The organism is Polaribacter sp. MED152 (assembly GCF_000152945.2).
In the GTDB taxonomy this organism is placed as follows: domain Bacteria; phylum Bacteroidota; class Bacteroidia; order Flavobacteriales; family Flavobacteriaceae; genus Polaribacter.
In genome coordinates, this window is record NC_020830.1 from 2,230,428 (window position 1) to 2,254,017 (window position 23,590).

Genomic DNA, 23,590 nt, shown 5'->3' on the forward strand with positions numbered 1-23,590 from the left:
AAATTATAGTTGAGAATTTAACCAGTTAACAATATCCTGAAGCATTTCTTCTTGACACAAATCGTTATGCAATTCATGATAACCACCCTTGTATAATTTAAGCTCTGCATTCTTGCTATTCTTGGCAAAAGCTTCAGTACCCTTATAATCTATAATACTATCTTCTGTGCCATGAACTAAAAACATTGGTATTTTTAATTTATGTGCATTTTCTATAGCCCATTCTCCTGTTTCTATAAATTTTATAGAGTAATTAGGACTTATTTTAGAATGCACTAAAGGATCTTGCACATAACTTTTCACTTCTTTTTCATTTCTAGAAATCGCATTAACATCTAGCTCATTACCCATGGTTAAAGAGGGTACTATATTTTGTAAAAGTTTACCCACAAAAAGTTTTACAGCTGGCGGATCAAAGGCTAGTTTTAAAAACGGACTTGTAGCTATAGCACCTTTTAAATCGTGTTTTTTTCTTAATACATAATTTACAATAGTATTACCACCCATAGAATGGCCATAAAGAAAAATTGGTTTTTTTGGATAAAGTGTTTTTGCTTTTTCAATAACTTTTTCTACGCTCTCTAAAACTGCATCAAAGCTTGGGTTGTGACCTCTTTTGCCACCCGTTTTTCCATGCCCAAAATGATCAAAAGCTACAATAGCATAACAATGCTCAGTTAGTTTTTTAGCTACGTGTTCATACCTATTAGAGTGTTCTCCCATTCCATGTGCTAAAACAACAACAGCTTTGGTTTCTTCTCCTTCCCAATATTGGCCATAAAACTCGGTATCGTAAATGCTAAAATTAAATTCTTTATTGATCATGATTGAAAGTTAATGGGTTAGAAAAAAAATTGAATAATGTTTTCAGCCAATTTATCTTTTTTTAAGCCAAACTCTAATTTCTTTTTTTAGAGATTGTTCTGGTTTGGGTAATGGAATGGTTTTTCCAAATTGTTTACTTCTGTTAAATTTACTAAAATTTATTTTTAGCTGTTTCCAGTCTTCTGGATACAGTTTCAAAAAACCACTAAACATATTCATTTCGTTTGGCTTTTCTTTAATTGAAGACAGAATAGCTTCAAACTTTTCCTCTTTGTTTTGAATCATAATTAATTAGAATTCAGCAATACATAACGCATTGCTTTTGCTTTTAGTAAACATTCTTCATATTCCTTTTCTGGAATTGATTTTGCTGTTATTGCACCACCTACAGAGTAAGAAATATATTGCTTTTCTTCATTGTACAATATACTTCGAATGACAACATTAAAATCAAAATCGCCTTCAGGTGTAAAATAACCAACAGCCCCAGAATACAAACCACGTTTTGTTTCTTCTAAGTTCTCAATAATTTTCATGGCAGATACTTTAGGTGCTCCTGTCATGCTTCCCATAGGAAAAGTATCTTGAATAACATCTACAGCATGAATATTCTCTTTTAGTTCAGAAACCACTGTAGATATCATTTGATGTACTTGTTTAAACGAATATACTTTGCATAGTTCTTCTACTTTTACAGAACCTTTTTTTGCAGATTTCGATAAATCATTTCTTACCAAATCTACAATCATTACATTTTCTGATCGTTCTTTAATATCTTTAGATAAATCTGATGCAATTTTCTGATCGTCAATAATACTTCTTAAACGTTTGGCTGTACCTTTAATGGGCTGAGAAACAATTTTTGAACCTTCTTTTCTAATGTATCTTTCAGGAGAAGCAGATAACAAATATTGATGCTCCATTTTAAGAAATACTGCAAATGGTGGTTCAGAAATAGCATTTAAATCTTGATAGACTTTTAATGGGTTTATAGTTGCATTTTCGGCATAAAATTCTTGACAAAAATTGGCTTCATAAATATCACCTCTTTTTATGTGATTTAGCACTTTTTGAATTTTGCTATAATATTCCTCTTTATGAATTCTTAGTTTTATTTTTATATCACTTTCTGCTTTTTTACTTGCTAGGTTTTCTGTTTTTTGAATGGTTTCAAAATCGCTTTTAATTTCATCATCAACCATCTTTAAATAATGAAATTCAACTGTATTTCCTTTTATAAAAAATAGTTTTTGTGGTTGAAAAAAGTACAAATCAGCAAAATCTAAGCCATCAAAATTTTGAGAAGAAAGTTGTTCTACATCGTTCTTAACATCATAAGAAATATATCCAAAAATGTAGTCTTTTGTAGAGTTTTGATATTCTTTTAATTTATCAAAAGCGTGGCTATAATCTGTTTTAATAGCCGTGAATTCTTCTACAGCTAATGCACAATCGAAACTTGAATATTGTTGCTTGTATTGATTGGAGTCTAACCAAACAGCTGTATCAAATTGTTGTGCCCAAATTAGTAATGCATTTTTAAATTCAGCTACATTACTAACAGTAAAAGACTTTGTGGTTCTTAGCATATTTATAACAAAAATACTTGAAAGTTTTGGAAACAAAAAAACCTCACCAAAGAGTGAGGTTTTTGTTTTATTTTAAAATATTATGCGTTTAAAGGTTTACCATCCCAAGCCGCTTTTGCTGCTTCTTTTACAGCTTCTGAATACGTTGGATGACCATGACAAATTCTAGCTAAATCTTCTGCAGATGCTCTGTACTCCATAGCTACAGCAGTTTCCATGATTAAATCAGCAACTCTAGCACCAACCATATGTACACCTAAAACTTCGTCTGTTTTTTTATCTGCCAATACTTTTACAAAACCGTCTAAATCTCCACTAGCTCTAGATCTTCCTAAAGCTCTCATAGAAAATTTACCAGATTTGTATTCTATTTTTGCGTCTTTTAATTCTTGTTCAGTTTTACCAACTGCAGCAACTTCTGGCCATGTATACACGATACCAGGAATTAAATTATAATCTATATGAGGTTTTTCGCCAGCTAAATATTCTGCTACAACAACACCTTCTTCTTCTGCTTTATGAGCTAACATTGCACCTTTTACAACATCGCCAATGGCATAAATATTAGAGATGTTTGTTTGTAAATGATCGTTAACTTCTACCTGTCCTCTTTCATTTACTTTAACACCAGCTTTTTCTAAACCTAATCCTTCTGTATATGCTTTTCTACCAACAGCAACTAAACAATAATCTCCAGTAAAAGTAACTTCTTCTCCTTTTTTATTATTTGCTTTAACTATAATTTCATCACCATTTCTTTCTACAGATGTTACACCTGTACTCACATTAAATTTCATTCCTTGTTTCTTTAAAACTTTTTGAAGTTCTTTAGAAACGTCAGCATCCATAGTTGGTGTAATTTTTGGTGCATATTCAATAACAGTAACATCTGCACCTAATCTTTTATAAACAGAACCTAACTCTAGCCCAATTACTCCACCACCAATTACCAATAAATGTTTTGGAACTTCTTTCAGTTTTAAAGCCTCTGTAGAGGTGATAATTCTGTCTTTATCTACAGTGATAAAAGGCAATGTAGATGGTTTAGAACCAGTTGCTATAATAATATTAGTACCTTCAATTACTTCTGATGAGCCATCATTCTTAGAAACTTTTACATGAGTAGCATCTTCAAAAGAGCCTAAGCCCTCGTAAACATCAATGTTGTTTTTATCCATTAAATATTTAATACCACCAGTTGTAGTTTCTACAACTTTAGCTTTACGATCTATCATTTTAGAAAAATCGAAACTTGGTTTTTCTACCGAAATTCCATGCTCTTCAAAATGATGAACAGCATCGTAAAAATGATGAGAAGAATCTAATAATGCTTTAGAAGGAATACAACCTACGTTTAAACAAGTTCCTCCTAATGTGCTATATTTTTCTATGATAGCTACCTTTTTACCTAATTGAGATGCTCTAATTGCAGAAATGTATCCTCCAGGTCCAGAACCAATAACTATAATGTCGTATTTCATAATATCTTTTAATGGAAATTTAAAGTACAAAAATACTAATATTTTTAGAGAATACATTCAATTTATGTAGATTTACACTTCTAAAAATATAAAGTTCCATCTAATGAAAATACTAAAAAAAGTAGGTCTTGTTTTACTATTAATATTGATAATTGCGCAATTTTTTGGACCAGAAAAAAATGATGGCGATTTACAATCTGTAGACGCATTTATTGCAGAAACAAATCCGCCAAAAGATGTTTTAGAAATTATGAAGACTACTTGCTTTGATTGTCATTCTTCAAAAACGGTGTATCCTTGGTATGATAAAATTACACCTGTAAATTATTGGTTGGCAGAGCATATAGAAGATGGAAAGAAACATTTAGATTTTTCGAATTGGAGCGCTTATTCTCTTAAGAAAAAAGAACACAAAATGGATGAGTTGTATGAAGAAGTAGAAGAAGGTGAAATGCCTTTAAACTCATACACTTGGACGCATGCAGAGGCAAATTTAACACAAGAACAAATTAATGCTGTAGTAACTTGGGCTAAAAAAGTTCAAGCAGATTACAAGCAACAATTGACAGAAAAGTAATTGACGAAAGAAACAATTTTAATCATTGGTGCAGTTTGGGTAGAGCCAAATTCATCTGCTGCAGGCAGCAGAATGATGCAGTTGATAGAATTGTTTTTAAAAGAAAATTATAGGATAGTTTTTGTTTCAACAGCTCAGAAAAATGAGAATGCTGTAGATTTATCTCAAATTGGTGTTGATGAAATTCAAATAGAATTAAATAATTCCTCTTTTGATGATTTTATAAAAAACTTGCAGCCTACAATTGTTGTTTTTGATCGGTTTATGATAGAAGAACAATTTGGTTGGAGAGTAGCAGAAAATTGCCCAAAAGCACTACGGATTTTAGATACTGAAGATTTACATTTTTTACGCAAAGTAAGACATCAACAATTAAAAAAAAGGGAAGAATTTAGTAACGACGCTTTATTAAAAGCCGATGATACTAAAAGAGAAATTGCAGCTATTTTAAGATGTGATTTGTCTTTAATTATTTCTACTTATGAAATGGATTTATTAACGTCAGTTTTTAAAATTGATGGAAAAATCCTTTATCACTTGCCATTTTTATACCATAGAATTGATAAAGATCATGAAGAAAAATGGAAGACTTTTAGTGAAAGAAGACATTTTCTTTTTATTGGTAATTTCTTCCATAAACCAAATGTTGATGCTGTTATTGCCTTAAAAAAAGAAATTTGGCCAATAATAAGAACAGCATTGCCAGAGGCAGAAATTCACATTTATGGAGCTTATGTAAATCAGCAAATACAGGATTTACAAAACAAAAAAGAAGGATTTATTATTAAAGGTTTTGCTAAAAATGCTCAAAAAGTTTTTGAGGATGCAAAAGTTGTTTTAGCACCTTTACGTTTTGGAGCAGGAATTAAAGGGAAGTTAACAGAGGCAATGCTATGTGGAACGCCAAGTATTACTACAAAAATAGGAGCAGAAGGCATGCATAATAATTTGCCTTGGAATGGCTTTGTGGAAAATGATTTTAAAGAATTTGCCCTAAGAGCTGTTGAGCTTTATTCAAATGAGAAATTGTGGTTATCATTGCAAAAAAATGGAATTGAAATTATCAATGAAATTTATAATAAAGAAAAATTGAGTCAACCTTTTATCAAACAGATAAATACTATTCAGAATCATATAGAAGTCCACAGAACTCAGAATTTTTTGGGTAGTTTGTTGCAACATCAAACAATGCAAGCTACAAAGTATATGAGTAAGTGGATTGAAGCTAAAAATAAATAGCAATCTACCTTAGTTTAACACTAGGAACATAGTCTAAAGGAAGTTCATCTGCAAATTGTTCATAAGACCAATAACCACTCACAAAAACTTTAAAAGGATTAGCAAAAGTTCCATTTTTATTCACCTTTACTTTATTGGCAAGAAGTCTTATATAGTTTTCTTGATACTCTAATCTATGTCCATTTCTTGGGTAGTTCGCTTCTTCAGATTCAGCCATATATCTTACTCTTAATTCATTAGGAAAACTAAAATAATAATCTTCATTTTCCTTATTAAAAAATTCTTTTTGTTTTAAGTATTTATTAATTATGATATACTCATGAAGAGGAAGGTTGCTACTTTTAACAGCAATAATTGCAGAGTCTAATTTTGTTGAGGGATATTCTATTTCTTTAGAAAAATCTACAAATACATTTTTCATTTTTTGTTCGGTAATATAATTATTTGCCTTAATTATTTCCTCATTAGTTGCTCTTTTGCTGTTTTTTATTTTTTGAACCAACTCAATTTTATATTTCTGTCTTCTATAATCTTTATTCATTAAAGATTTTAAAAAATGTTGTTTAGAGCCCAAGTAACTGCGTAATCTGTTTTTTTGCCATTTTTCAAGTACTTTTTTCCTTTGACTCTCCATATTTGAATATTTGCTATACCCTAAATAAGCAACTTGTGTTGGAGATAGCTCAAAATACTCTAAATTATAATCTATTAAATAACCTAAAGATTCATTCTTAATCTTTAAAGGTTGGGATGCGTCTACACTTAGTACTTTGGTGTCTTGGTTGTATTGATATTTTAGAACTTCTGGGTTTAATATTTTACATTTTTTAGAAAATAAGGTAGTTCCTATAAATGTCTTTTTGAACCTATTAAAATATTGATTACGTTTAAATCTAGATAATTTAGATTTTTTTCCTGTTTTACTGGTGATTATAATTTCATCTAAAGACTTTGTTTCTGGTTCTAATGAAAAAATCAATGGTTTTTTATATTCACTCGTCTTTAAATTATAGGTAATGTTTTTGTAGCCTAAATAGGATACAACCAATTGATACCTGCCTTGTTTGACGGGCATCCTAAAGGCACCATTATCGTCTGTGGTAGTACCAACCATAGTGCTGTTTAAATACACAGCAGCATTTTCTATTGGTTTATTATCTATATAAACGTAACCTGTAATTATTATTAAATCTTTATTCTGAGAGTAAGTATTAACTATAAATAGCCAAAAGAATACTGCTAGGAGGAAGCAATTTTTATTTTTCATAAAACTAAAACTAACCCTATTTCAGTAGATATGCAAATAAAACATTAATTAGTAGATTACGTTATAATTTGGGATTAGGTGCATAATCTAAAGGTAAAGAATTCGCAAATTTTTCATAGGACCAATACCCTTCATAATATGCAGATAAGGGTTCTTTTAGTATTCCTCTTTCATCTATAATTATATTTGGTTTTAAAGGAATAAAGCTTGATGTTTGAGTTAGGGGAGTTGTTCTTTTACTAAAGAGTTCTCTTCTTAAAAAACGAAGCTCCTCTTTTTCTTTGGTAAATACAATACTTAAATTATCATCAAAAATTAAGTAATATTGATTGTCTTTTTGGCTAATAATATCCGCTTGTTTTAATTGCGATTTGTATAAATAATCTTCAAATTTGGGTAATCTACTTTTTCTTACAATTGCGTAGGCAGAGTCTAATGCTGTTTTAGGATTATCTATATTTCTTTTTACATTAATACTACCTATTCTACTAAATCTAATAAGGGCTCTCGCTTTTTCTATAGCTTCCTCAGTGGGTCTTTTTTTATTTAATACCCTTTTAAATTGATTTACAATAAACCCTTCTTCTGTAAAAGTATTATTCATCAACGATTTTAAGAAGTGAACTACAGAACCATTATAAGCTATTTTTCTATTTAGCTCCCATCGTTTTTTCTTACGTTTTCCTCCCTTTAAATTCTCATATCTAGAATACCCTAAGTAAGACACATAATTATTGATTTTTGTAAAATCTTCAAGCTCATATGTAATTAAATAGCCTAAACCATTATTTCTGATTTTTAATGGTTTACGAGCAAAAGCAGTAAATTTATTTTGCTTATAATCAAACTCAAAATGCAATACTTCTGGATTTAGAATTTCACAATCTTCAGCCAAATTTGTTAGTCCAATAAATTCTTGTTTAAATGATGCTAAATTATGTTTCCAAGTTTCATTGTAAACTGTTTTTTTGATGACAATTTCATTTAATACATTTTCATTTTCAACTAAATCGAAACGTAAAGGCTTTGTATAATTGACAGTATTTAAGCGATAATTAATTTTTTTAAAGCCTAAGTAAGAAACTATTAATTCATACTCACCTTCATTTACTTTTAACTGAAACTCACCTTCTTTATTGGTAGTTGTACCTAACATAGTATTGTTTAAATACACAGCAACATTTTCTATTGGCGAATTAGATTCATAAACATTGCCTTTTATGGTAATTTGGGCTAATATTAAAGAAGGAAAAAGAATACCTAAAAGAAAAAATCGATTTTTCATATGCTAAAAATACACATTGAAAAATCGATTTTATAAAACTAAATGTTAATATCTATTTACCTAAAGCAAACCAGCTCTTTTCAATAAAGCATCTGGTTTAGGTTCTTGTCCTCTAAAACGTTTGTACAATTCCATTGGTTTTACTGTACCTCCTTTAGAAAGTACATTGTCTTTAAATTTAGTAGCTACTTCTTTATTAAAAATACCTTCTTCTAAGAAATATTCAAAAGCATCTGCATCTAATACTTCTGCCCATTTATAAGAATAATATCCAGCAGAATATCCTCCTTGAAAAATATGAGAAAAAGCAGTACTCATACAATTTTCAGCAACATCAGGATATAATCTAGTTTCAGAAAAAGCATCTATTTCAAAATCTTTTACAGAGGTAATTTCTGATGGATTTTCAGAGTGCCATTTCATATCTAAAAGTCCGAAACTTAACTGACGTAAAGTTTGCATACCTTCATGAAAGCTTGCAGATTCTTTAATCTTTTCTACATATTTCATAGGTATAATTTCACCTGTTTCATAGTGTTTTGCAAACAGTTCTAAAGCTTCTTTTTCATAACACCAGTTTTCTAAAACCTGACTTGGTAATTCTACAAAATCCCAAGAAACAGAAGTGCCTGATAAACTATTATATGTAGTGTTGGCTAGCATTCCATGCAAAGCATGACCAAATTCATGAAACAAGGTTGTAACCTCATTAAAAGTCAATAAAGAAGGTTTAGTTGTAGTAGGTTTGGTAAAGTTACAAACTATAGAAACGTGTGGTCTTTCATTGATTCCGTTTTTAATTTGTTGAGATTTGTAACTCGTCATCCAAGCCCCATTTCTTTTTCCTTTTCTAGGATGATAATCAGCATAAAAAACAGAAACAAAGTTACCATCATTATCTGTAACGTTATATGTTTTTACATCTGGATGATATTTTTCTAAAGTATCTACTTCTTCAAAATTTAAATCATACAAACGATTTGCAATTTCAAAAACACCATCAATTACGTTTTCTAATTTAAAATATGGCTTTAAAATTTCTTGATCTAAATCAAATAATTCTTTCTTTAATTTTTCTGAATAATAAGCACCATCCCATTTTTGTAGTTGATCAATTCCATCTAATTTTTTAGCATATTTTTCTAAATTTTCGAATTCTTTTTTAGCAGCAGGTTCTGCTTTTGCTAATAAGTTGTTAGAAAATTCAATTACCTTTTCTGGAGTTTCTGCCATTCTTTCTTCTAAAACAAAGTGAGCATGGGTTTTATAGCCTAATAAGTTTGCTCTTTGCTGACGTAATTTTACAATCTCTAAAACTATTTTTTCATTATTAAATTCATTGTCTTGAAATGCTTTTTTACCAGCTGCAATTGCCATTTTTTTACGCAACTCTCTATTGTCTGCATACGTTAAAAACGGAATGTAACTTGGGTATTGTAAGGTAAAAATATACCCTGGTTTATTTTGCTCTTTAGCCAATTGCTGGGCAGCTTCTTTTAAAGATTCTGGCAAACCAGCAACATCTTCTTCTTTAATTAAATGCATTTCAAAAGCATTGGTTTCTGCCAAAACATTTTCGCCAAATTGTAAAGATAATTTAGAAAGTTTTGAATCAATTTCTCTTAATTGAGATTTTTTGTCGTCGTTTAAATTGGCGCCATTTCTTGCAAAACTTTTGTATTGCTTTTCTAGTAGCATTAGCTGTTCTGCATTTAAATTCAAGTTTTCTCTAGCCTCAAAAACCGATTTAACTCTTGTAAAAAGTGCTTCGTTTAAAGTAATATCGTTTCTAAACTCACTTAACCAAGGAGAAACTTCTTGTGCTATTTTTTGAATATCATCATTTGTTTCAGCAGAATTTAAATTAAAGAAAATAGAAGTAATTCTATTTAACTTTTCTCCTGTATAATCTAAAGCCTCTGTAGTGTTTTCAAAAGTTGGAGCTTCATTGGTATTTACAATAGCATCTATTTCTGCTTTTGCAATTTCTATCCCTTTTTTTATGGCAGGTTTATAATCTTCTGATGCTATTTTTGTAAACGGAGCTGTATTAAAATCTTGTAAAAGTGGATTCATGTTCTTATAATTTATAAGCCCTTCAAATACGAATACTTGAAGGGCCTTTTATTATTTGTATTCTTTTATTTTTTTACTCTTTCAGAAGCTTTTTCAACCTTAAGTTTTAAGCCTTCTTTATAAGCTATAATTTTATCTAGTACACATTTATCTGATGCCCCAATTATCTGGGCAGCTAAAATTCCTGCATTTTTTGCACCATCTAAAGCAACAGTTGCAACAGGTACACCTCCAGGCATTTGTAAAATAGATAAAACAGAATCCCAACCATCTATAGAGTTTCTACTTTTCACAGGAACTCCAATTACAGGTAAAGGACTCATACTAGCAACCATTCCTGGTAAATGAGCAGCACCTCCAGCACCAGCAATAATTGCTTTTATTCCTCTTTTATGTGCGTTCTTAGAATAATCAAAAAGCTTTTCTGGTGTTCTGTGAGCAGAAACAATATCTACCTCTATTTGAATATCAAAACTTTCTAAAATATCTATTGCTTCTTGCATTATTGGAAGATCTGAATCACTTCCCATTATAATTCCTACCATAATTATTTGCTAATTACTCTTATTGTTTCTTTTACTTGTTGTGCTATTTCTCTTGCCTTATCAATATCTGAATTTACAATAGTAACATGCCCCATTTTACGAAAAGGACGAGTTTCTTTTTTTCCATAAATATGAGGTGTAACTCCATCAATCTTTAAAATATCATTTAAATTTTCATAGATTACTTCTCCAGAATAACCTTCTTCACCTACTAAGTTTACCATAATTCCTGCAACTTTACTAGCAGTATTTCCTAAAGGAAGATTTAAAATTGATCGTAAATGCTGCTCAAATTGACTGGTATAACTAGCTTCTATAGAATAATGACCTGAGTTATGTGGTCTTGGAGCAACCTCGTTTACTAAGATTTGGTTGTCTACGGTTTGAAACATTTCTACAGCCAATAAACCAACAAAATCTAATTTACTTACTACATCTAAAGCAACTTCTCTAGCTTTTTCAGCAACTTTAAAATCTATTCTTGCTGGGCAAATTACATACTCTACTTGATTTGCTTCTGGATGAAATTCCATTTCCACAACAGGATATGTAGATACTTCACCATCTGCATTTCTTGCTACAATTACAGCCAATTCATTTTTAAACGGAATTAATTTTTCTGTAATACATTCTACCTTTGGTAAACTTTGTAAATCTTCGATATTTCTTACAATCTTTACTCCATTTCCATCATAACCAAAACGTGCAGCTTTCCAGACGAAAGGAAAATCAATAATATCATTTTCGTAAGAATGTATTAATTCTTGCAAATATGCATAATGAGAAAATTCTGCAGTTGGTATATGGTTATCTGCATAGAAATTTTTCTGACGAGCTTTACTTTGAATAATTCTTAAGTCTTTTGGTTTAGGATAAATAGCCAAACCTTCTTCTTCTAATTTATCTAAAGCATCTAAATTAACTTTCTCTATTTCTATGGTTAGTAAATCTACAGTTTTACCAAAATTATAAACTGCATCAAAATCCAATAAATCTCCAACCACAAAAGTGTTGCAAATCTCTGTACATGGTGCGTTTTTGTTACCATCTAAAATAGAAGTATGAATATCGAACTTTTGAGTATCAGCCAGTAACATTCTACCTAATTGACCTCCACCTAAAATTCCTAATTTAAAATCTGAAGAAAAATAATTTTTCACGATACTTTATGTTGAGTTTACGCAAAAATACGCATCTAAAATATAAGAAACTATTAAAAATTACTGATTCGAATTGAAGAGCCATTTTTTGTAACTCTGTATTCAATTGCTGGGCAATCGAAACCATCTTTTTGAGGTGCACCACCAAAATCAACGCTATACGTGCCATCATCACAAGAACATTTAAGTAACCTGTTTTCAAAAATCATTGGAGTTGTGCAGTCATTGCTTGGGCAAAAACGATCAAAAGCAACAAAATCGGTACCGTTTTTATTGAATAATAGAATGCCTTTATTACCACCTGCAAGTTCTGCAAAACCTCCTGGGGTTTGTGCATTTATTAAGCTTGGGTTGTTTAAATCTGTTACCACACTTACATTAAAAGATCTAATACAATTGGCTAAATTGGTTGTATCTGAGCAATTTAGAAGTAAACTAAAAAGAAGTAAACAAGCTGTTTTTTTAATCATAATAGATTCCTGTTTCTGTAAAAACGATGACAAGTTACAAATATTTTGTACATTTGTAGTCTAATCTCATTCCTGAAAAGGCAATGAGATTTTTAAATTTACCTAAAAAGGTTTTTTAAATAATTATGTATGGTTTTCATTTGAAGATGTCTGATACAGAAAACGATACACTAAACATATATTATAATGAGCGATATTTCATATTATTCTCCTGAAGGATTAAAAAAATTAAAGGAAGAATTACACCAATTAGAACAAGTAGAAAGACCTAGAGTTACTCAAGAAATTGCAGATGCAAGAGATAAAGGTGATTTGAGTGAAAATGCAGAATACCATGCAGCAAAAGAAGAGCAATCTCATTTAGAAACTAAAATTGCGAAACTTAAAAATGTAGTTGCTAATGCACGTATTTTAGATGAGAGCCAATTAGATACTTCTAAAATATTGATTCATTCTAACGTGAAAATTAAAAACACAGCTAATGGTATGGAATTTTCTTATAGATTGGTTGCAGATTCTGAAACTGATGTAAGAAATGGTAAATTATCTGTGAATTCTCCTATTGGTAAAGGTTTACTAGGTAAAGAAGTGGGCGAAATTGCAGAAATTCAGGTGCCAAGTGGAATAATGAAATTCGAAATTGTAGAAATTACTAGATAATTAGTAACTATAATGTATTTATAAATTCGGGTTTTGACGCAGTCAAAACCCGAATTCTTTTTTATATTTACTTGATAGCAACAACCCAATATAAACTAAATTGTATGAGCATTTTTACCAAAATTATTAACGGAGAAATACCAAGCTATAAAGTTGCAGAAGATGATGATTTTATTGCTTTTTTAGATATTAATCCTAATGCAAAAGGGCATACGTTAGTAGTTCCTAAAAAAGAGGAAAACAAAATTTTTGACTTGTCTAAAGACGAATACACTAAGCTTATGGATTTTTCATATAGAGTAGCAAAAGCATTAGAAAAAGCAATAGAATGTAAAAGAATTGGAATGAGTGTTATAGGTTTAGAGGTACCTCATGTACATGTGCATTTAATACCAATAAATGAAATGGCAGATATGCAGTTTCAGCAAAAAACAAATCTTTCTTCAGAACAATTTGTAGAAATTGCAGCGACAATTGCTAGTAATTTTAAATAAAGAGATTTATTTTTAGAGAGGTACTCGTTTTATATTTTATCAATAATTATTTGAAAGCTAGTTCCTTTGTTTATTTCAGACTTTTTTACAAAGATTTTTCCTTTATGATAATCTTCTATTATTCTTTTAGATAGAGATAAACCTAAGCCCCAACCTCTTTTTTTAGTGGTAAAACCTGGTTTAAAAATTTGTTTGAACAGCTTTTTAGACATTCCTTTTCCAGTATCTGAAACTGTAATTTTTACTTTCTTCTGCTTGTTTTCTATAGTAAGGTGTAAATCGCCTTTACCAAGCATAGCATCAATAGCATTTTTAATCAAATTTTCTATAACCCAACCAAATAGCTCTGTATTTAAATTGGCAAAAATTTCTTTTTGGGATGATGAGAAAGAGAACGAAATTTGCTTAGAACTTCTAGATTCTAAATAATCAAAAGCTTGCTTTGTAACCTCTACTATATCTTCTTTTTTTAGTTCAGGTACAGAACCAATTTTAGAAAATCTGTTAGCAATGGTATTTAATCTGTGAACATCTTTTTCTATTTCAACAATATAAGTCTCATCTACATTTTCCATTTTTAAAATAGAAATCCAACCTAAGAGAGATGATAAAGGTGTACCTATTTGATGCGCTGTTTCTTTAGCCATTCCTGTCCATAATTTGTTGGTTTCAGAAACTTTATTTGTTTTGTAGAACAAGTAAATAATAGCTAGGAAAAGCACAAGAATTAGCAAAAGCGCTAAAGGATAGTAGGTAAGTTTATTTAACAAATCTGAATCTCTATAATAGATATAATCTGTTTTACCCAAATAATCAACCTTAATCGGTTGATTTTGACTTTTCATGATTTGCAATTGTTCCTCTAAATATTCAGGATCATTTTCTTTTTTTGGGTCTAAATTATTAGAGCCTTTAATTTTACCATCATCACCAACTAAAATAAAAGGGATATCTTTTGTTTTACTAATAATACTTAAAGGAAGGTTAGAAATATTCTGATCAAGGTCTGCCAAGCTTTCTGTGTTTAGCTCTTTTATGGCCTCACCATGAATTTCCATTTTTGCTCTTTCAGCCTGTTTAAATTTTTGAAAAAAACGATAGGTATTCCAAAGAATTAAAGTTACAATTACTAAAGATACAAATAGCGTAATTCGTTTAAATAAAAGGGTGTTAGAGAATAATTTCATTAAAAACAAATATAAGGTTTCTACAATATAACTCCTTTCAAGATTAGATAGTATCTTTACAAGACTAAAATTTATATTATGCTTTCTATTGATCCAAAAGAAATTACAACAGGTAAATTACATGGGTATTTATTGGGCGCAATTGCACCAAGACCAATAGCTTTTGCAAGTACTGTAGATGCAGATGGTAATCCTAATTTATCACCTTACAGTTTTTTTAATGTTTTTAGTTCTAACCCACCAACTATTATTTTTTCACCTGCAAGAAGGGTTAGAGATAATACCATAAAACATACCTTAGAAAATGCTGAAGCTACTAGAGAAGTAGTAATTAATGTAGTAAATTTTGATATAGTGCAGCAAATGTCTTTGAGTAGCACAGAATATGCAAAAGGAGTGAATGAGTTTGATAAAGCTGGTTTTACCATGTTAAAATCGGATGTTGTAAAACCATTTAGAGTAGCAGAATCTCCAGTGCAATTTGAATGTAAAGTAAAGGATATTATTTACACTGGTACAGAAGGTGGTGCAGGTAATTTAATTATTTGTGAAGTGGTTAAATTACACGTTTCTGAAGCGGTTTTGGCAGAAGATGGTTCTATAGATCAACATAAAATAGATTTAGTTGCAAGAGCAGGAGGTAGCTATTATTCTAGAGCTAGAGATGGTTTTTTCGAAATTCCGAAACCAATAGCAACCTTAGGTATTGGTGTAGATGCAATACCTTCTGAAATACGAAATAGTACAGTTTTAACAGGTAATAATTTAGGTATGTTAGGTAATGTAGAGCAATTACCAGATGCTATAACTGTTGATAACTTTAGCAAAGAACATCCAGAATTTATTGGGTTAGAAACTGTAAAAAAACATACATTTGCTCAGGAGTTTTTAAGTAAAAATGATGTAGAAAGTGCTTGGAAAGTACTTTTATTAAAATAAGTATTATGGAAGTTATTGGTAAAATAAAATTAATTGGAGACGTACAAACATTTGGTGCAAACGGATTTAGAAAAAGAGATGTAGTTGTAACTACAGATGATCAATATCCGCAAATGATTAGTGTAGAATTTCATCAAGATAAAACAGATTTGTTAAACAATTACAATGTTGGGCAAGATGTAAAAATCTCTATTAATTTAAGAGGTAGAGAATGGATTAATCCTCAAGGAGAAGCAAAGTATTTTAATTCTATTGTAGGTTGGAGAATTGAAAACTTATCTTCAGCACCACAAGCAGGTAATTTACCTCCTGTAGATCAATTTGAGCCAGCAAGTAATGTTTCTAACGATGAACCAGATGATTTACCTTTCTAGATAATTAGAGTTTAAGAAAGTTAAATTTTTAGATAAAAATATAAAAGAGAGCATCCATTAAATGAATGCTCTCTTTTTATTTATAGCTTCTCAAGTTTGATTCTAAAAAACAGTTTAAATGTCTAAAGCTAAACCTATTTTTTTTCTTCTTTTTTCTTGGGCATTGGGCCTCTTAAATGAATAATTAATCCGTTTAAAAAATTGCGCAAAAATTGATCTCCACATTCTACATACTTAGGATGATCTTCTTTTCTGAAAATTGCACCTAATTCGCCCTTAGTTACTTTAAAATCTACCAAAGCACAAATATCAATAATATCTGTATCTCTTAATTTATGAGCAACTCTTAGTTTCTTAAAAATATCGTTATTTGTTAATCCCATGCAACAAAGGTAAGGTTTTAATGTACCACTTTAAAAATTGCCCAGCCATAAATAGCATATCTAGCTAGCCTAAATAAACCAAAGAAAACAACATTTTTAAAAGGATATTTAATCATCCCAGCTGTTAAACAAGCTATTGCAAAAGGTAAAGGTAATAGTGCACCTACAAGAATTAATACTCCACCCCATTTTTGGATGTTTTGTAAACTTTTAGCCATTTTTACTTCTAAATACAGCCTAACCTTTTCTATTTTAGAAATGTATTTACCAATAAAATAAGAAATTAAACCACCACAATAAGAAAGTACTGCTAAAATAGATAGGTTTAAAATAGGGTCATCTGTTTTTTTTGTCCAAGCAATAAATATTTCTGGCGGAATTAAACCTAATAAACTCTCAGATAAGAAAAACGTAGCTAAAACACTTCCTCTAGAGAACGTTTCTGTAAAGTGACGTAAACCATCATTTATATTGTAAACATATCTGTTAAATAGAAAAATTAGAAGAATTACACCTAAAATAGGAAGAATTGCACTCTTTAAATTTCTACCAACAAAAGAATAAAAACCAGTTCTCTCATAATATTTATGAGTCAACTTAAAAATTTTTCTTTTGGATTTTTGTCTCTTTTTTCTTTTTATCATTTATATCTTTCCTCTCTTCAAAACAGTTTGCAAAAATAATGCAATAATCTCTAAATTTTAAGTTAAAATGAAAATTAAAGCATTCCTTTGTAAATAGTAAATTAGTAATAATTAGATTTTTAAGATGATTTGGCTTTCTGATAAAATTGAATTTCCTGATTATGCATACACTACCAAAGATGGTATTATAGCTTTGGGTGGAGATTTATCTGCTGAACGATTAATTTTCGCCTATGAAAATGGCATTTTTCCTTGGTTTTCTGAAGATGAACCAATTGTTTGGTATTGCCCTTTAAAAAGAATGGTTTTGTATCCAGACCATTTGCGAATTTCAAAATCGATGCGAAGACTAATTAACAAGGGCACATTTACAATTACTGAAAACAAGAACTTTGAAGAGGTTATTTACAACTGTAAAAATATTGATAGGAATGATGGTTTAGGCACATGGATTACTAATGAAATGGAGCAAGCTTACATCAATTTACATAAAAAAGGTATTGCAAAATCTATAGAAGTTTGGCAAAATGATGTTTTAGTTGGTGGTTTATATGGTTTAGAAATTAATGATATTTTTTGTGGAGAAAGTATGTTTAGTAAAGTATCTAATGCTTCTAAAATAGCCTTTATTTATTTGGTAAAAAAGAGTAGTTATAAGTTAATTGATTGCCAAGTTTACAATTCTCATTTAGCAAGTTTAGGAGCAAAAGAAATTGAAAGAGCTACTTTTTTAAAGGTTTTAAAAAATTTAGACTAATTTTTAAATTTCAATTATTTATTAAAATTAATTACATTGCAATATCAATACGCCTAAAAATGAATACTTTTTTAAAAATCTTGTTAACGGCTTTGGCTGTTATTTTACTGTCTAATATTTTACCTGGAGTATCAATTTCAGGATATTTATCTGCCATTATTGTAGCCATTGTAATTGCCTTGCTAAATATGTTTGTCAGACCTTTATTAGTGTTTTTTACATTACCAGCAACCTTAGTAACTTTTGGGCTCTTCTTGTTTGTGATTAATGCAATTATAATTCTTTTAGCAGATAAGTTGGTAGATGGTTTTTCTGTATCAGGCTTTTTTGCTGCGCTGTTTTTTAGTATTCTGTTATCTATTTTTAGATCGTTCTTATTTTCATTATTTAAAGAGAAACAATAAACTTAAAATTCACTTAAAAAAGTATGAATTTGGCTCACAGCCATAGAACCTTCTCCAACTGCAGAAGCAACTCGTTTTACTGAACCTTTTCTAACATCACCTACAGCAAATATACCAGGAATACTAGCCTCTAAAGATTGTGGTTCACGTTTTTTGTAAATGTCGCAATCTGTCAAGTTTTCTTTAATAAGAAGTTCTCCTGTACAGATAAAACCTTTTTTGTCTGTAACAACAATATCATTCAACCAAACTGTATTTGGTGCAGCACCTATAAAAGAAAATAAGTTTGAGGTTTCTAATTCAGATTTCTCGGTTTTATTAGTAGTCAATGTTATTTTTTCTAAATGATGATCTCCAAATAAATTCGTTACTTCTGTATTTATATGCACATCAATAACTTCAGAAGCGTTAATTCTTTGTACTAAATAATCGCTCATTTTAGCACCTAAATCATCACCTCTAATAATTACATGCACTTTTTTTGCTGTTTTAGATAAAAACATGGCTGCTTGTCCTGCAGAATTTCCACCACCAACAATTACAACATCTTGGTTTGCACAGTTTGAAACATCCATACCAGTTGCAGAATAATAAATTCCACAACCTTCAAAATCTTGAACATTATCTATAGGCAGTTTTCTGTAAGCAGCACCAGTTGCAATAAGTAATGCTTTAGACTTTATTAGTTTACCATTAGTTGCACAAACTGTAAAATGATTTTTATTGTACTCTAAACTTTGGGCTCTGTGAGGAATAGATATATTACAGCCAAATTTTTGAGCTTGTATATATGCTCTATTGGCTAATTCACTGCCAGAAATTCCTGTAGGAAAACCTAAATAGTTCTCAATTTTAGAACTTTTTCCTGCTTGTCCTCCAGGAGCTTCACTATCAATAGTAACCACACTTAAACCTTCTGAGGCAGCATAAACACTTGCAGCTAAACCAGATGGTCCAGCTCCGATTACTAAAACATCAAAAATTTTATCTTCAAAATCCATTAAAACACCACTATAAGTAGCAAGTTGTTCTATAGACGGATTTTTACATATTTTAGAGTTTCTATTAATTAGAAAAGGCAAATCGCTTTCAGACAAATTAAAATATTCTAATAAGTCTTTGGCTTCTTCTTTGGTATCGATATCAATAAAATTGTACCAAATGTGGTTTTTCTCCAAGAAATCTCTAATAGAATAAGTTTCAGTTGAGTTCCCTGAACCAACCAACTTTAAACCACCAGAAATTTCATTTAAAACGGTTTCTTGCCTTAGCAGAAATGCATCTAACAACACATCACTTAAATCACTGTTTTTTCTAATTGCTTCTTTAAGTTGATCAGATTTAATTCGTAAAATTTTAGTGCCTTTTACAGCAATTGCATCAAACTGAGCTGCTCTATGTGAAAGCATTCCACTATCTCCAGTAAATTCATATTTTTTATGAACTACGATATCTTCATCATTATACGCATCGTAAATACGTACTTTACCTTCTAGAATAACAAAAAAATCGTACTGTTTATCACCTGAAGCAAACAAAGTACATTCTTCTTTGCAGGTTTCTTTTGTGCCAAATTGTTCTAATTTCTTAATCTGGTTGTAACTTAATTCTGGAAATCTTGAATCTTTCATATTACCAAATATATAGAATTTGATAATGAATTATGTTAAAATGCAGCACGTTTTAATCTGTCGTTCATCGATTTTCCTAGGCCAAATTCTGGGAGTTTTTCTACAATAATTATATCTAAATTTAAATGATCTAATTGATGCATAGAATCGTATAAATTAGAGGCAGCTTCCTGTAGATTATTAGATGTGGAAAGCCTAATTTCTGCATCAACAGCATTATTTTTAAACGATGTAGAGAATGATAAAACACCAATTTTTGAAGTTTTGTATTTCTCTATTTCACTCTTTACATCTGTAGTTAAAATAGTTTTGGTTTTGGGTGCATAATGCTTTTGTAGCATTCCTGGGGCATCTGGATTTTTCTCTTTTTCATTCATTACAGATACTGGTCCTACAACATTTTCTATTTCTTCTAAAGCCAAAGCTCCTAATCTATAGATAACTGGCTCATTATTATTAAAGCCAATTATGGTTGATTCAATTCCGTTTTTACAAGTACCACCATCTAAAACCATTTCAAGACTTTCCTTAAAATAACGTGCTACATGTTCTGGTTTGGTAGGGCTAATGTTATTAAAAGGATTTGCACTTGGAGCAGCTAAAGGAAAAGGTAATTTAGACAATAGCTCTAAAGTTGTTTTGTGGTTTGGTATTCTAACAGCAACAGTACTTTTACCAGCCGTAATTAAATCTGGAATATTTGGGTTCTTTTTTAAAACCAAAGTCATTGAACCAGGCCAAAATTTTTCTGCTAGTAATTTTGCTTTTGCAGGAATTTCAGCTACAATTTTATCTAATTGATCGATACCAGAAACATGAACAATTAACGGATTAAATAAAGGTCTTTGTTTGGTCTCAAAAATAGATTTTATGGCTTTTTCACTAAAGATATTACCAGCCAAACCATATACAGTTTCAGTAGGAATAGCCACCAACTCTTCGTTCTCTAAAATTGAAATAGCTTTTTGTATGTCTTTAGAAATAATGCTCATAAACCACAAAATTACACATAAAAAACTTTTATAGCTCTAAAAATCAGCATCAACTTTAAAAGTCATTTTCTCTTTAGTAGTTGGGTGTATAAATGAAATTTGTTCTGCGTGTAAATGCAATCTATTCGATTTATTCCCATATAAATCATCACCAATTATAGGTGTATCTAAACCGTTTTTATGTGCTGAATGCACTCTTAATTGATGAGTTCTACCTGTAATAGGATAAAAGTAAACACGTGTTTTACCGTTTTCAATGCTAATTTTGGTCCATTTTGTTTCTGCATTTTTGCCATGAATAAAATCTACCAATTGCTTTGGCCTATCATCTAAATCAACTCTTAAGGGCAATTTAATTTTACCACTTTCTTTGGTTAGCATTCCATCTAACAAGGCTACATATCTTTTTTTAACAGTTCTGTTTATAAACTGACTTTGAACAATTTTATTGGCTTCTTTGGTTTTAGTAAGTACTAAAATGCCAGAGGTAGACATGTCTAATCTATGTACTATTAGTGGGCCAGTGGCATTAGGATATTGATTTTTAATTCTTGTATACATAGAATCTTTAATTGTTTTGCCAGGAACAGATAAAAATTCGGCAGGTTTGTTAACCACAATTAAATCATCGTCTTCAAAAATAATTTCTAAGTTTTTTTCTGATGATAAATTAGTCAATAAAGAATTAGAATCCATTTCTATATTTTGCAACATATGCCCCAAAATTGGTTTGCATCTGCTTTGACATGCAGGATAATAATTTTTATGTTTTCTAATAGCCGAGTTTGGCGAAATTCCCCACCAAAATTCAGCCATACAAATGGGTTTTAGATTGTTGGCAAAAGCGTATTGCAATAATTTAGGAGCTGCACACTCACCAGAACCTGCAGGAGGTTGTACTTCTGGGTCATTAAAAATTTCTAATAAGGTTTTTGACTCTTTATCTTTATTTAGAAATGCATATTTGCTAAATAAGGTTTGTTGTAAAAAGTTAGACTTTTCTTTACGTTCTAATTTTAATGCCTCTATTTTATTGGTAAACCTATTTACTTTTGCTCTTAGGTCATTTAGTTTATCATCATAATAAGAGACCAATTCTTTATAGAAAAACTGCTGATTATAACTTTCTTGCTTAAGTTGTTCTTCTAGTTTCTTAAAATCATTGCTAGTTAAACTACTTCTGGCATCTTTCTTTTTTTGCTTTCTCAAAGATTTAGCTTTGTTTATTTTTTTTCGTTGCTGCTCTAAATCTTTGGCAATAGATAGTTCTAATTCTTTTAAGGTTTTTAGTTGCTCTTTATATTCCGAATTTTCATTTAGCTTGGTTAGTTCTGCATTAATAGCATCTATTTCTAGCTCTCCTTTAATATAAAAACTACCTTCTGTTCTCATATTAAAAACGGGTGGCACAAATTTATCTGGTAAACTTTTGTCTTGTAATTTGCCAGAAAATGCTGCCAAATAACCGATTTCATCTTCTATATTTTTTACCAATAAAACACCGAACATTTTACCAATTGCATCTGTTGTTTCGTCTTCATTTAATCCAAAATTATGATTAAAATCTTTTTGAATAGACAAGTAATCTTGCAATTCTTTAGTTGCAACTTCTGCTAAAAGATGAGGTTGATAGTAAAAAGGAAAGGTAAATTTTTCGGGTAATTTTATCTTGGAAATATCCCTTCTAAAAAAATGAAAATGTTTTGGTATCATAGTTTTGCAGTGCAAAGATACTTAGTTTATGACTATTAATTGATTAATGAAAATGAGAATTAAGTTCCTTCGAAATTTATTCATAGAGTTAACAATTACATTTATTGCGTTAAGTCAAAGTTTGGTATTGCTTTAGTTTTGTATCAAATAAAATCAAGAATTATGAAAACTATAAAAATGAAATCAATAAAATTATTTGCTACTGCATTAACTGTTACCAGTTTTATGATGGTTTCTTGTGATATAAAAAAAGAGAACGCAGATAATGAAGAAATAATAGAGGTTGTAGAGGTTGAAAAAGATAATGTAGAGGTTGATGCTGATATGAACACTGAAAAAATAGCTGAGGTTGAGGTGAAAACTAGAACTTATAAAATGAAAGAACAAGAACCAATTGTATACGATTTAGATGCAAATGGAATTGCTGGTTTTGATGATTGGAGAGATTATACAGTAGTAAATTATGAATTGGCAGAAATTAGAAAAGCAAACTATTTGACCACTGCTCAACGTGTAAAAAACATGAACTACAGAATTGCAAACCTTGGTAATTCAATTCCTGCTTGGTTAAAAACGGAAGAAGTTATGGAAGATGTTTCAGACGTGCAAAAAGAGTACTTAGAGTTAATAGAAGATGCTGATGCTTCTGAAAATGAAATGAAAGAAAACTTAGAAGAATTATCAGAAAAGTTTGATGATTTAAAAGAGGAATTAGATGAAACTGTTCAAGAGTATGTAAGGATTCATGAGAGTGCAATTGAAGAATTCAATGAAGAGTTTAAAAAAGGAAAAATTGAAGCAGCCATTGAAGAGTACAATGAAGAAATTAAAAAGATGGATAAAATTTTAGATAATAAATAATACAAATCGCTAAGAAAAAGAATTAAAAATTGGAAAA

25 protein-coding genes are annotated in these 23,590 nt (G+C 30.1%); 9 read left to right on the forward strand and 16 right to left on the reverse strand.

The window, feature by feature from the left end:
* Window positions 1-3 precede the first annotated feature (3 nt).
* The 4 genes from MED152_RS09880 to lpdA form a co-directional block, all read right to left on the reverse strand.
* Entirely contained in the window at window positions 4-825 is an 822-nt protein-coding gene (locus tag MED152_RS09880) for an alpha/beta hydrolase (protein WP_015481736.1), read from the reverse strand.
* Window positions 826-876: 51 nt separating this feature from the next.
* The gene (locus tag MED152_RS09885) at window positions 877-1,110 is read right to left on the reverse strand and encodes a hypothetical protein (protein WP_015481737.1); all 234 of its coding nucleotides are present in this window, start codon (window positions 1,108-1,110) and stop codon (window positions 877-879) included.
* A 2-nt stretch (window positions 1,111-1,112) separates the two neighbouring features.
* Window positions 1,113-2,414 carry an aminodeoxychorismate synthase component I gene (pabB, locus tag MED152_RS09890; protein WP_015481738.1) on the reverse strand — a complete coding sequence of 434 codons (1,302 nt, stop codon included), beginning with the start codon at window positions 2,412-2,414 and terminating at the stop codon, window positions 1,113-1,115.
* 80 nt (window positions 2,415-2,494) lie between these two features.
* Window positions 2,495-3,895, reverse strand: a complete 1,401-nt coding sequence (gene lpdA, locus MED152_RS09895) for a dihydrolipoyl dehydrogenase (RefSeq protein ID WP_015481739.1) — start codon at window positions 3,893-3,895, stop codon at window positions 2,495-2,497.
* 103 nt (window positions 3,896-3,998) lie between these two features.
* Between lpdA and MED152_RS09900 the strand changes: the two genes are divergently transcribed.
* Together MED152_RS09900 and MED152_RS09905 are read left to right on the forward strand one after the other, a co-directional pair.
* Window positions 3,999-4,472 carry a heme-binding domain-containing protein gene (locus MED152_RS09900; protein ID WP_015481740.1) on the forward strand — a complete coding sequence of 158 codons (474 nt, stop codon included), beginning with the start codon at window positions 3,999-4,001 and terminating at the stop codon, window positions 4,470-4,472.
* Window positions 4,473-5,711 carry a glycosyltransferase gene (locus MED152_RS09905; RefSeq protein WP_015481741.1) on the forward strand — a complete coding sequence of 413 codons (1,239 nt, stop codon included), beginning with the start codon at window positions 4,473-4,475 and terminating at the stop codon, window positions 5,709-5,711. It begins immediately after the preceding gene.
* Window positions 5,712-5,715: 4 nt separating this feature from the next.
* Here the strand turns inward: MED152_RS09905 and MED152_RS09910 are convergent, their stop codons facing one another.
* From MED152_RS09910 to MED152_RS09935, 6 genes are all read right to left on the reverse strand, one after another.
* Window positions 5,716-6,978 carry a carboxypeptidase-like regulatory domain-containing protein gene (locus tag MED152_RS09910; protein WP_015481742.1) on the reverse strand — a complete coding sequence of 421 codons (1,263 nt, stop codon included), beginning with the start codon at window positions 6,976-6,978 and terminating at the stop codon, window positions 5,716-5,718.
* A gap of 61 nt (window positions 6,979-7,039) precedes the next feature.
* Window positions 7,040-8,263 (reverse strand): carboxypeptidase-like regulatory domain-containing protein, encoded by a 1,224-nt coding sequence (locus tag MED152_RS09915; RefSeq protein WP_015481743.1) that lies wholly within the window; start codon window positions 8,261-8,263, stop codon window positions 7,040-7,042.
* A gap of 60 nt (window positions 8,264-8,323) precedes the next feature.
* Window positions 8,324-10,339, reverse strand: coding sequence for a M3 family metallopeptidase (locus tag MED152_RS09920; protein ID WP_015481744.1), 2,016 nt, complete (start codon window positions 10,337-10,339; stop codon window positions 8,324-8,326).
* Between the two features lie 65 nt (window positions 10,340-10,404).
* Window positions 10,405-10,884 (reverse strand): 5-(carboxyamino)imidazole ribonucleotide mutase, encoded by a 480-nt coding sequence (gene purE, locus MED152_RS09925; protein WP_015481745.1) that lies wholly within the window; start codon window positions 10,882-10,884, stop codon window positions 10,405-10,407.
* Between the two features lie 2 nt (window positions 10,885-10,886).
* A complete protein-coding gene (locus MED152_RS09930; protein WP_015481746.1) occupies window positions 10,887-12,044 on the reverse strand; it encodes a 5-(carboxyamino)imidazole ribonucleotide synthase in 1,158 nt (385 codons plus the stop codon).
* Between the two features lie 53 nt (window positions 12,045-12,097).
* Window positions 12,098-12,514 (reverse strand): hypothetical protein, encoded by a 417-nt coding sequence (locus tag MED152_RS09935; protein WP_015481747.1) that lies wholly within the window; start codon window positions 12,512-12,514, stop codon window positions 12,098-12,100.
* Between the two features lie 186 nt (window positions 12,515-12,700).
* On the opposite strand from MED152_RS09935, the gene greA reads away from it, so the two are divergent.
* Together greA and MED152_RS09945 are read left to right on the forward strand one after the other, a co-directional pair.
* Window positions 12,701-13,174, forward strand: a complete 474-nt coding sequence (greA, locus tag MED152_RS09940; RefSeq protein WP_015481748.1) for a transcription elongation factor GreA — start codon at window positions 12,701-12,703, stop codon at window positions 13,172-13,174.
* Window positions 13,175-13,278: 104 nt separating this feature from the next.
* Entirely contained in the window at window positions 13,279-13,668 is a 390-nt protein-coding gene (locus MED152_RS09945) for an HIT family protein (RefSeq protein WP_015481749.1), read from the forward strand.
* Window positions 13,669-13,697: 29 nt separating this feature from the next.
* Here MED152_RS09945 and MED152_RS09950 read toward each other — a convergent pair whose 3' ends face one another.
* Complete coding sequence (locus tag MED152_RS09950) at window positions 13,698-14,855, reverse strand: PAS domain-containing sensor histidine kinase (RefSeq protein ID WP_015481750.1); 1,158 nt, start codon at window positions 14,853-14,855, stop codon at window positions 13,698-13,700.
* Window positions 14,856-14,933: 78 nt separating this feature from the next.
* Between MED152_RS09950 and MED152_RS09955 the strand changes: the two genes are divergently transcribed.
* Together MED152_RS09955 and MED152_RS09960 are read left to right on the forward strand one after the other, a co-directional pair.
* A complete protein-coding gene (locus MED152_RS09955; protein WP_015481751.1) occupies window positions 14,934-15,794 on the forward strand; it encodes a flavin reductase family protein in 861 nt (286 codons plus the stop codon).
* A gap of 5 nt (window positions 15,795-15,799) precedes the next feature.
* Window positions 15,800-16,168: a DUF3127 domain-containing protein gene (locus tag MED152_RS09960; RefSeq protein ID WP_015481752.1), complete on the forward strand. Its 369-nt coding sequence runs from the start codon at window positions 15,800-15,802 to the stop codon at window positions 16,166-16,168.
* A gap of 134 nt (window positions 16,169-16,302) precedes the next feature.
* On the opposite strand, the gene MED152_RS09965 is transcribed toward MED152_RS09960, so the two are convergent.
* Together MED152_RS09965 and MED152_RS09970 are read right to left on the reverse strand one after the other, a co-directional pair.
* Window positions 16,303-16,551 (reverse strand): DUF1456 family protein, encoded by a 249-nt coding sequence (locus MED152_RS09965; protein WP_015481753.1) that lies wholly within the window; start codon window positions 16,549-16,551, stop codon window positions 16,303-16,305.
* 17 nt (window positions 16,552-16,568) lie between these two features.
* A complete protein-coding gene (locus MED152_RS09970) occupies window positions 16,569-17,147 on the reverse strand; it encodes a YqaA family protein (RefSeq protein WP_015481754.1) in 579 nt (192 codons plus the stop codon).
* 172 nt (window positions 17,148-17,319) lie between these two features.
* On the opposite strand from MED152_RS09970, the gene aat reads away from it, so the two are divergent.
* Together aat and MED152_RS09980 are read left to right on the forward strand one after the other, a co-directional pair.
* Complete coding sequence (gene aat, locus MED152_RS09975) at window positions 17,320-17,952, forward strand: leucyl/phenylalanyl-tRNA--protein transferase (protein ID WP_015481755.1); 633 nt, start codon at window positions 17,320-17,322, stop codon at window positions 17,950-17,952.
* Window positions 17,953-18,011: 59 nt separating this feature from the next.
* Complete coding sequence (locus MED152_RS09980; protein ID WP_015481756.1) at window positions 18,012-18,356, forward strand: phage holin family protein; 345 nt, start codon at window positions 18,012-18,014, stop codon at window positions 18,354-18,356.
* A 2-nt stretch (window positions 18,357-18,358) separates the two neighbouring features.
* Here MED152_RS09980 and MED152_RS09985 read toward each other — a convergent pair whose 3' ends face one another.
* From MED152_RS09985 to MED152_RS09995, 3 genes are read right to left on the reverse strand one after another with little or no spacing between them, the layout of a single operon-like run.
* A complete protein-coding gene (locus MED152_RS09985; protein WP_015481757.1) occupies window positions 18,359-19,987 on the reverse strand; it encodes an FAD-dependent oxidoreductase in 1,629 nt (542 codons plus the stop codon).
* A gap of 35 nt (window positions 19,988-20,022) precedes the next feature.
* Window positions 20,023-20,979 (reverse strand): L-threonylcarbamoyladenylate synthase, encoded by a 957-nt coding sequence (locus MED152_RS09990; RefSeq protein WP_015481758.1) that lies wholly within the window; start codon window positions 20,977-20,979, stop codon window positions 20,023-20,025.
* 36 nt (window positions 20,980-21,015) lie between these two features.
* A complete protein-coding gene (locus MED152_RS09995; RefSeq protein WP_015481759.1) occupies window positions 21,016-22,692 on the reverse strand; it encodes an RluA family pseudouridine synthase in 1,677 nt (558 codons plus the stop codon).
* A gap of 177 nt (window positions 22,693-22,869) precedes the next feature.
* Between MED152_RS09995 and MED152_RS10000 the strand changes: the two genes are divergently transcribed.
* A complete protein-coding gene (locus MED152_RS10000; RefSeq protein WP_187288758.1) occupies window positions 22,870-23,553 on the forward strand; it encodes a hypothetical protein in 684 nt (227 codons plus the stop codon).
* The last annotated feature ends 37 nt before the right edge of the window (window positions 23,554-23,590 follow it).

Coding starts and splice junctions, on each gene's coding strand:
- MED152_RS09935 (WP_015481747.1), bottom strand. CDS start 12,514: ATGATTAAAAAAACAGCTTGTTTACTTCTTTTTAGTTTACTTCTAAAT.
- MED152_RS09980 (WP_015481756.1), top strand. CDS start 18,012: ATGAATACTTTTTTAAAAATCTTGTTAACGGCTTTGGCTGTTATTTTA.
- MED152_RS09945 (WP_015481749.1), top strand. CDS start 13,279: ATGAGCATTTTTACCAAAATTATTAACGGAGAAATACCAAGCTATAAA.
- aat (WP_015481755.1), top strand. CDS start 17,320: ATGATTTGGCTTTCTGATAAAATTGAATTTCCTGATTATGCATACACT.
- MED152_RS09920 (WP_015481744.1), bottom strand. CDS start 10,339: ATGAATCCACTTTTACAAGATTTTAATACAGCTCCGTTTACAAAAATA.
- MED152_RS09880 (WP_015481736.1), bottom strand. CDS start 825: ATGATCAATAAAGAATTTAATTTTAGCATTTACGATACCGAGTTTTAT.
- MED152_RS09950 (WP_015481750.1), bottom strand. CDS start 14,855: ATGAAATTATTCTCTAACACCCTTTTATTTAAACGAATTACGCTATTT.
- MED152_RS09885 (WP_015481737.1), bottom strand. CDS start 1,110: ATGATTCAAAACAAAGAGGAAAAGTTTGAAGCTATTCTGTCTTCAATT.
- lpdA (WP_015481739.1), bottom strand. CDS start 3,895: ATGAAATACGACATTATAGTTATTGGTTCTGGACCTGGAGGATACATT.
- MED152_RS09910 (WP_015481742.1), bottom strand. CDS start 6,978: ATGAAAAATAAAAATTGCTTCCTCCTAGCAGTATTCTTTTGGCTATTT.
- purE (WP_015481745.1), bottom strand. CDS start 10,884: ATGGTAGGAATTATAATGGGAAGTGATTCAGATCTTCCAATAATGCAA.
- MED152_RS09985 (WP_015481757.1), bottom strand. CDS start 19,987: ATGAAAGATTCAAGATTTCCAGAATTAAGTTACAACCAGATTAAGAAA.
- MED152_RS10000 (WP_187288758.1), top strand. CDS start 22,870: ATGAAATCAATAAAATTATTTGCTACTGCATTAACTGTTACCAGTTTT.
- MED152_RS09990 (WP_015481758.1), bottom strand. CDS start 20,979: ATGAGCATTATTTCTAAAGACATACAAAAAGCTATTTCAATTTTAGAG.
- greA (WP_015481748.1), top strand. CDS start 12,701: ATGAGCGATATTTCATATTATTCTCCTGAAGGATTAAAAAAATTAAAG.
- MED152_RS09995 (WP_015481759.1), bottom strand. CDS start 22,692: ATGATACCAAAACATTTTCATTTTTTTAGAAGGGATATTTCCAAGATA.
- MED152_RS09915 (WP_015481743.1), bottom strand. CDS start 8,263: ATGAAAAATCGATTTTTTCTTTTAGGTATTCTTTTTCCTTCTTTAATA.
- MED152_RS09900 (WP_015481740.1), top strand. CDS start 3,999: ATGAAAATACTAAAAAAAGTAGGTCTTGTTTTACTATTAATATTGATA.
- MED152_RS09955 (WP_015481751.1), top strand. CDS start 14,934: ATGCTTTCTATTGATCCAAAAGAAATTACAACAGGTAAATTACATGGG.
- pabB (WP_015481738.1), bottom strand. CDS start 2,414: ATGCTAAGAACCACAAAGTCTTTTACTGTTAGTAATGTAGCTGAATTT.
- MED152_RS09965 (WP_015481753.1), bottom strand. CDS start 16,551: ATGGGATTAACAAATAACGATATTTTTAAGAAACTAAGAGTTGCTCAT.
- MED152_RS09960 (WP_015481752.1), top strand. CDS start 15,800: ATGGAAGTTATTGGTAAAATAAAATTAATTGGAGACGTACAAACATTT.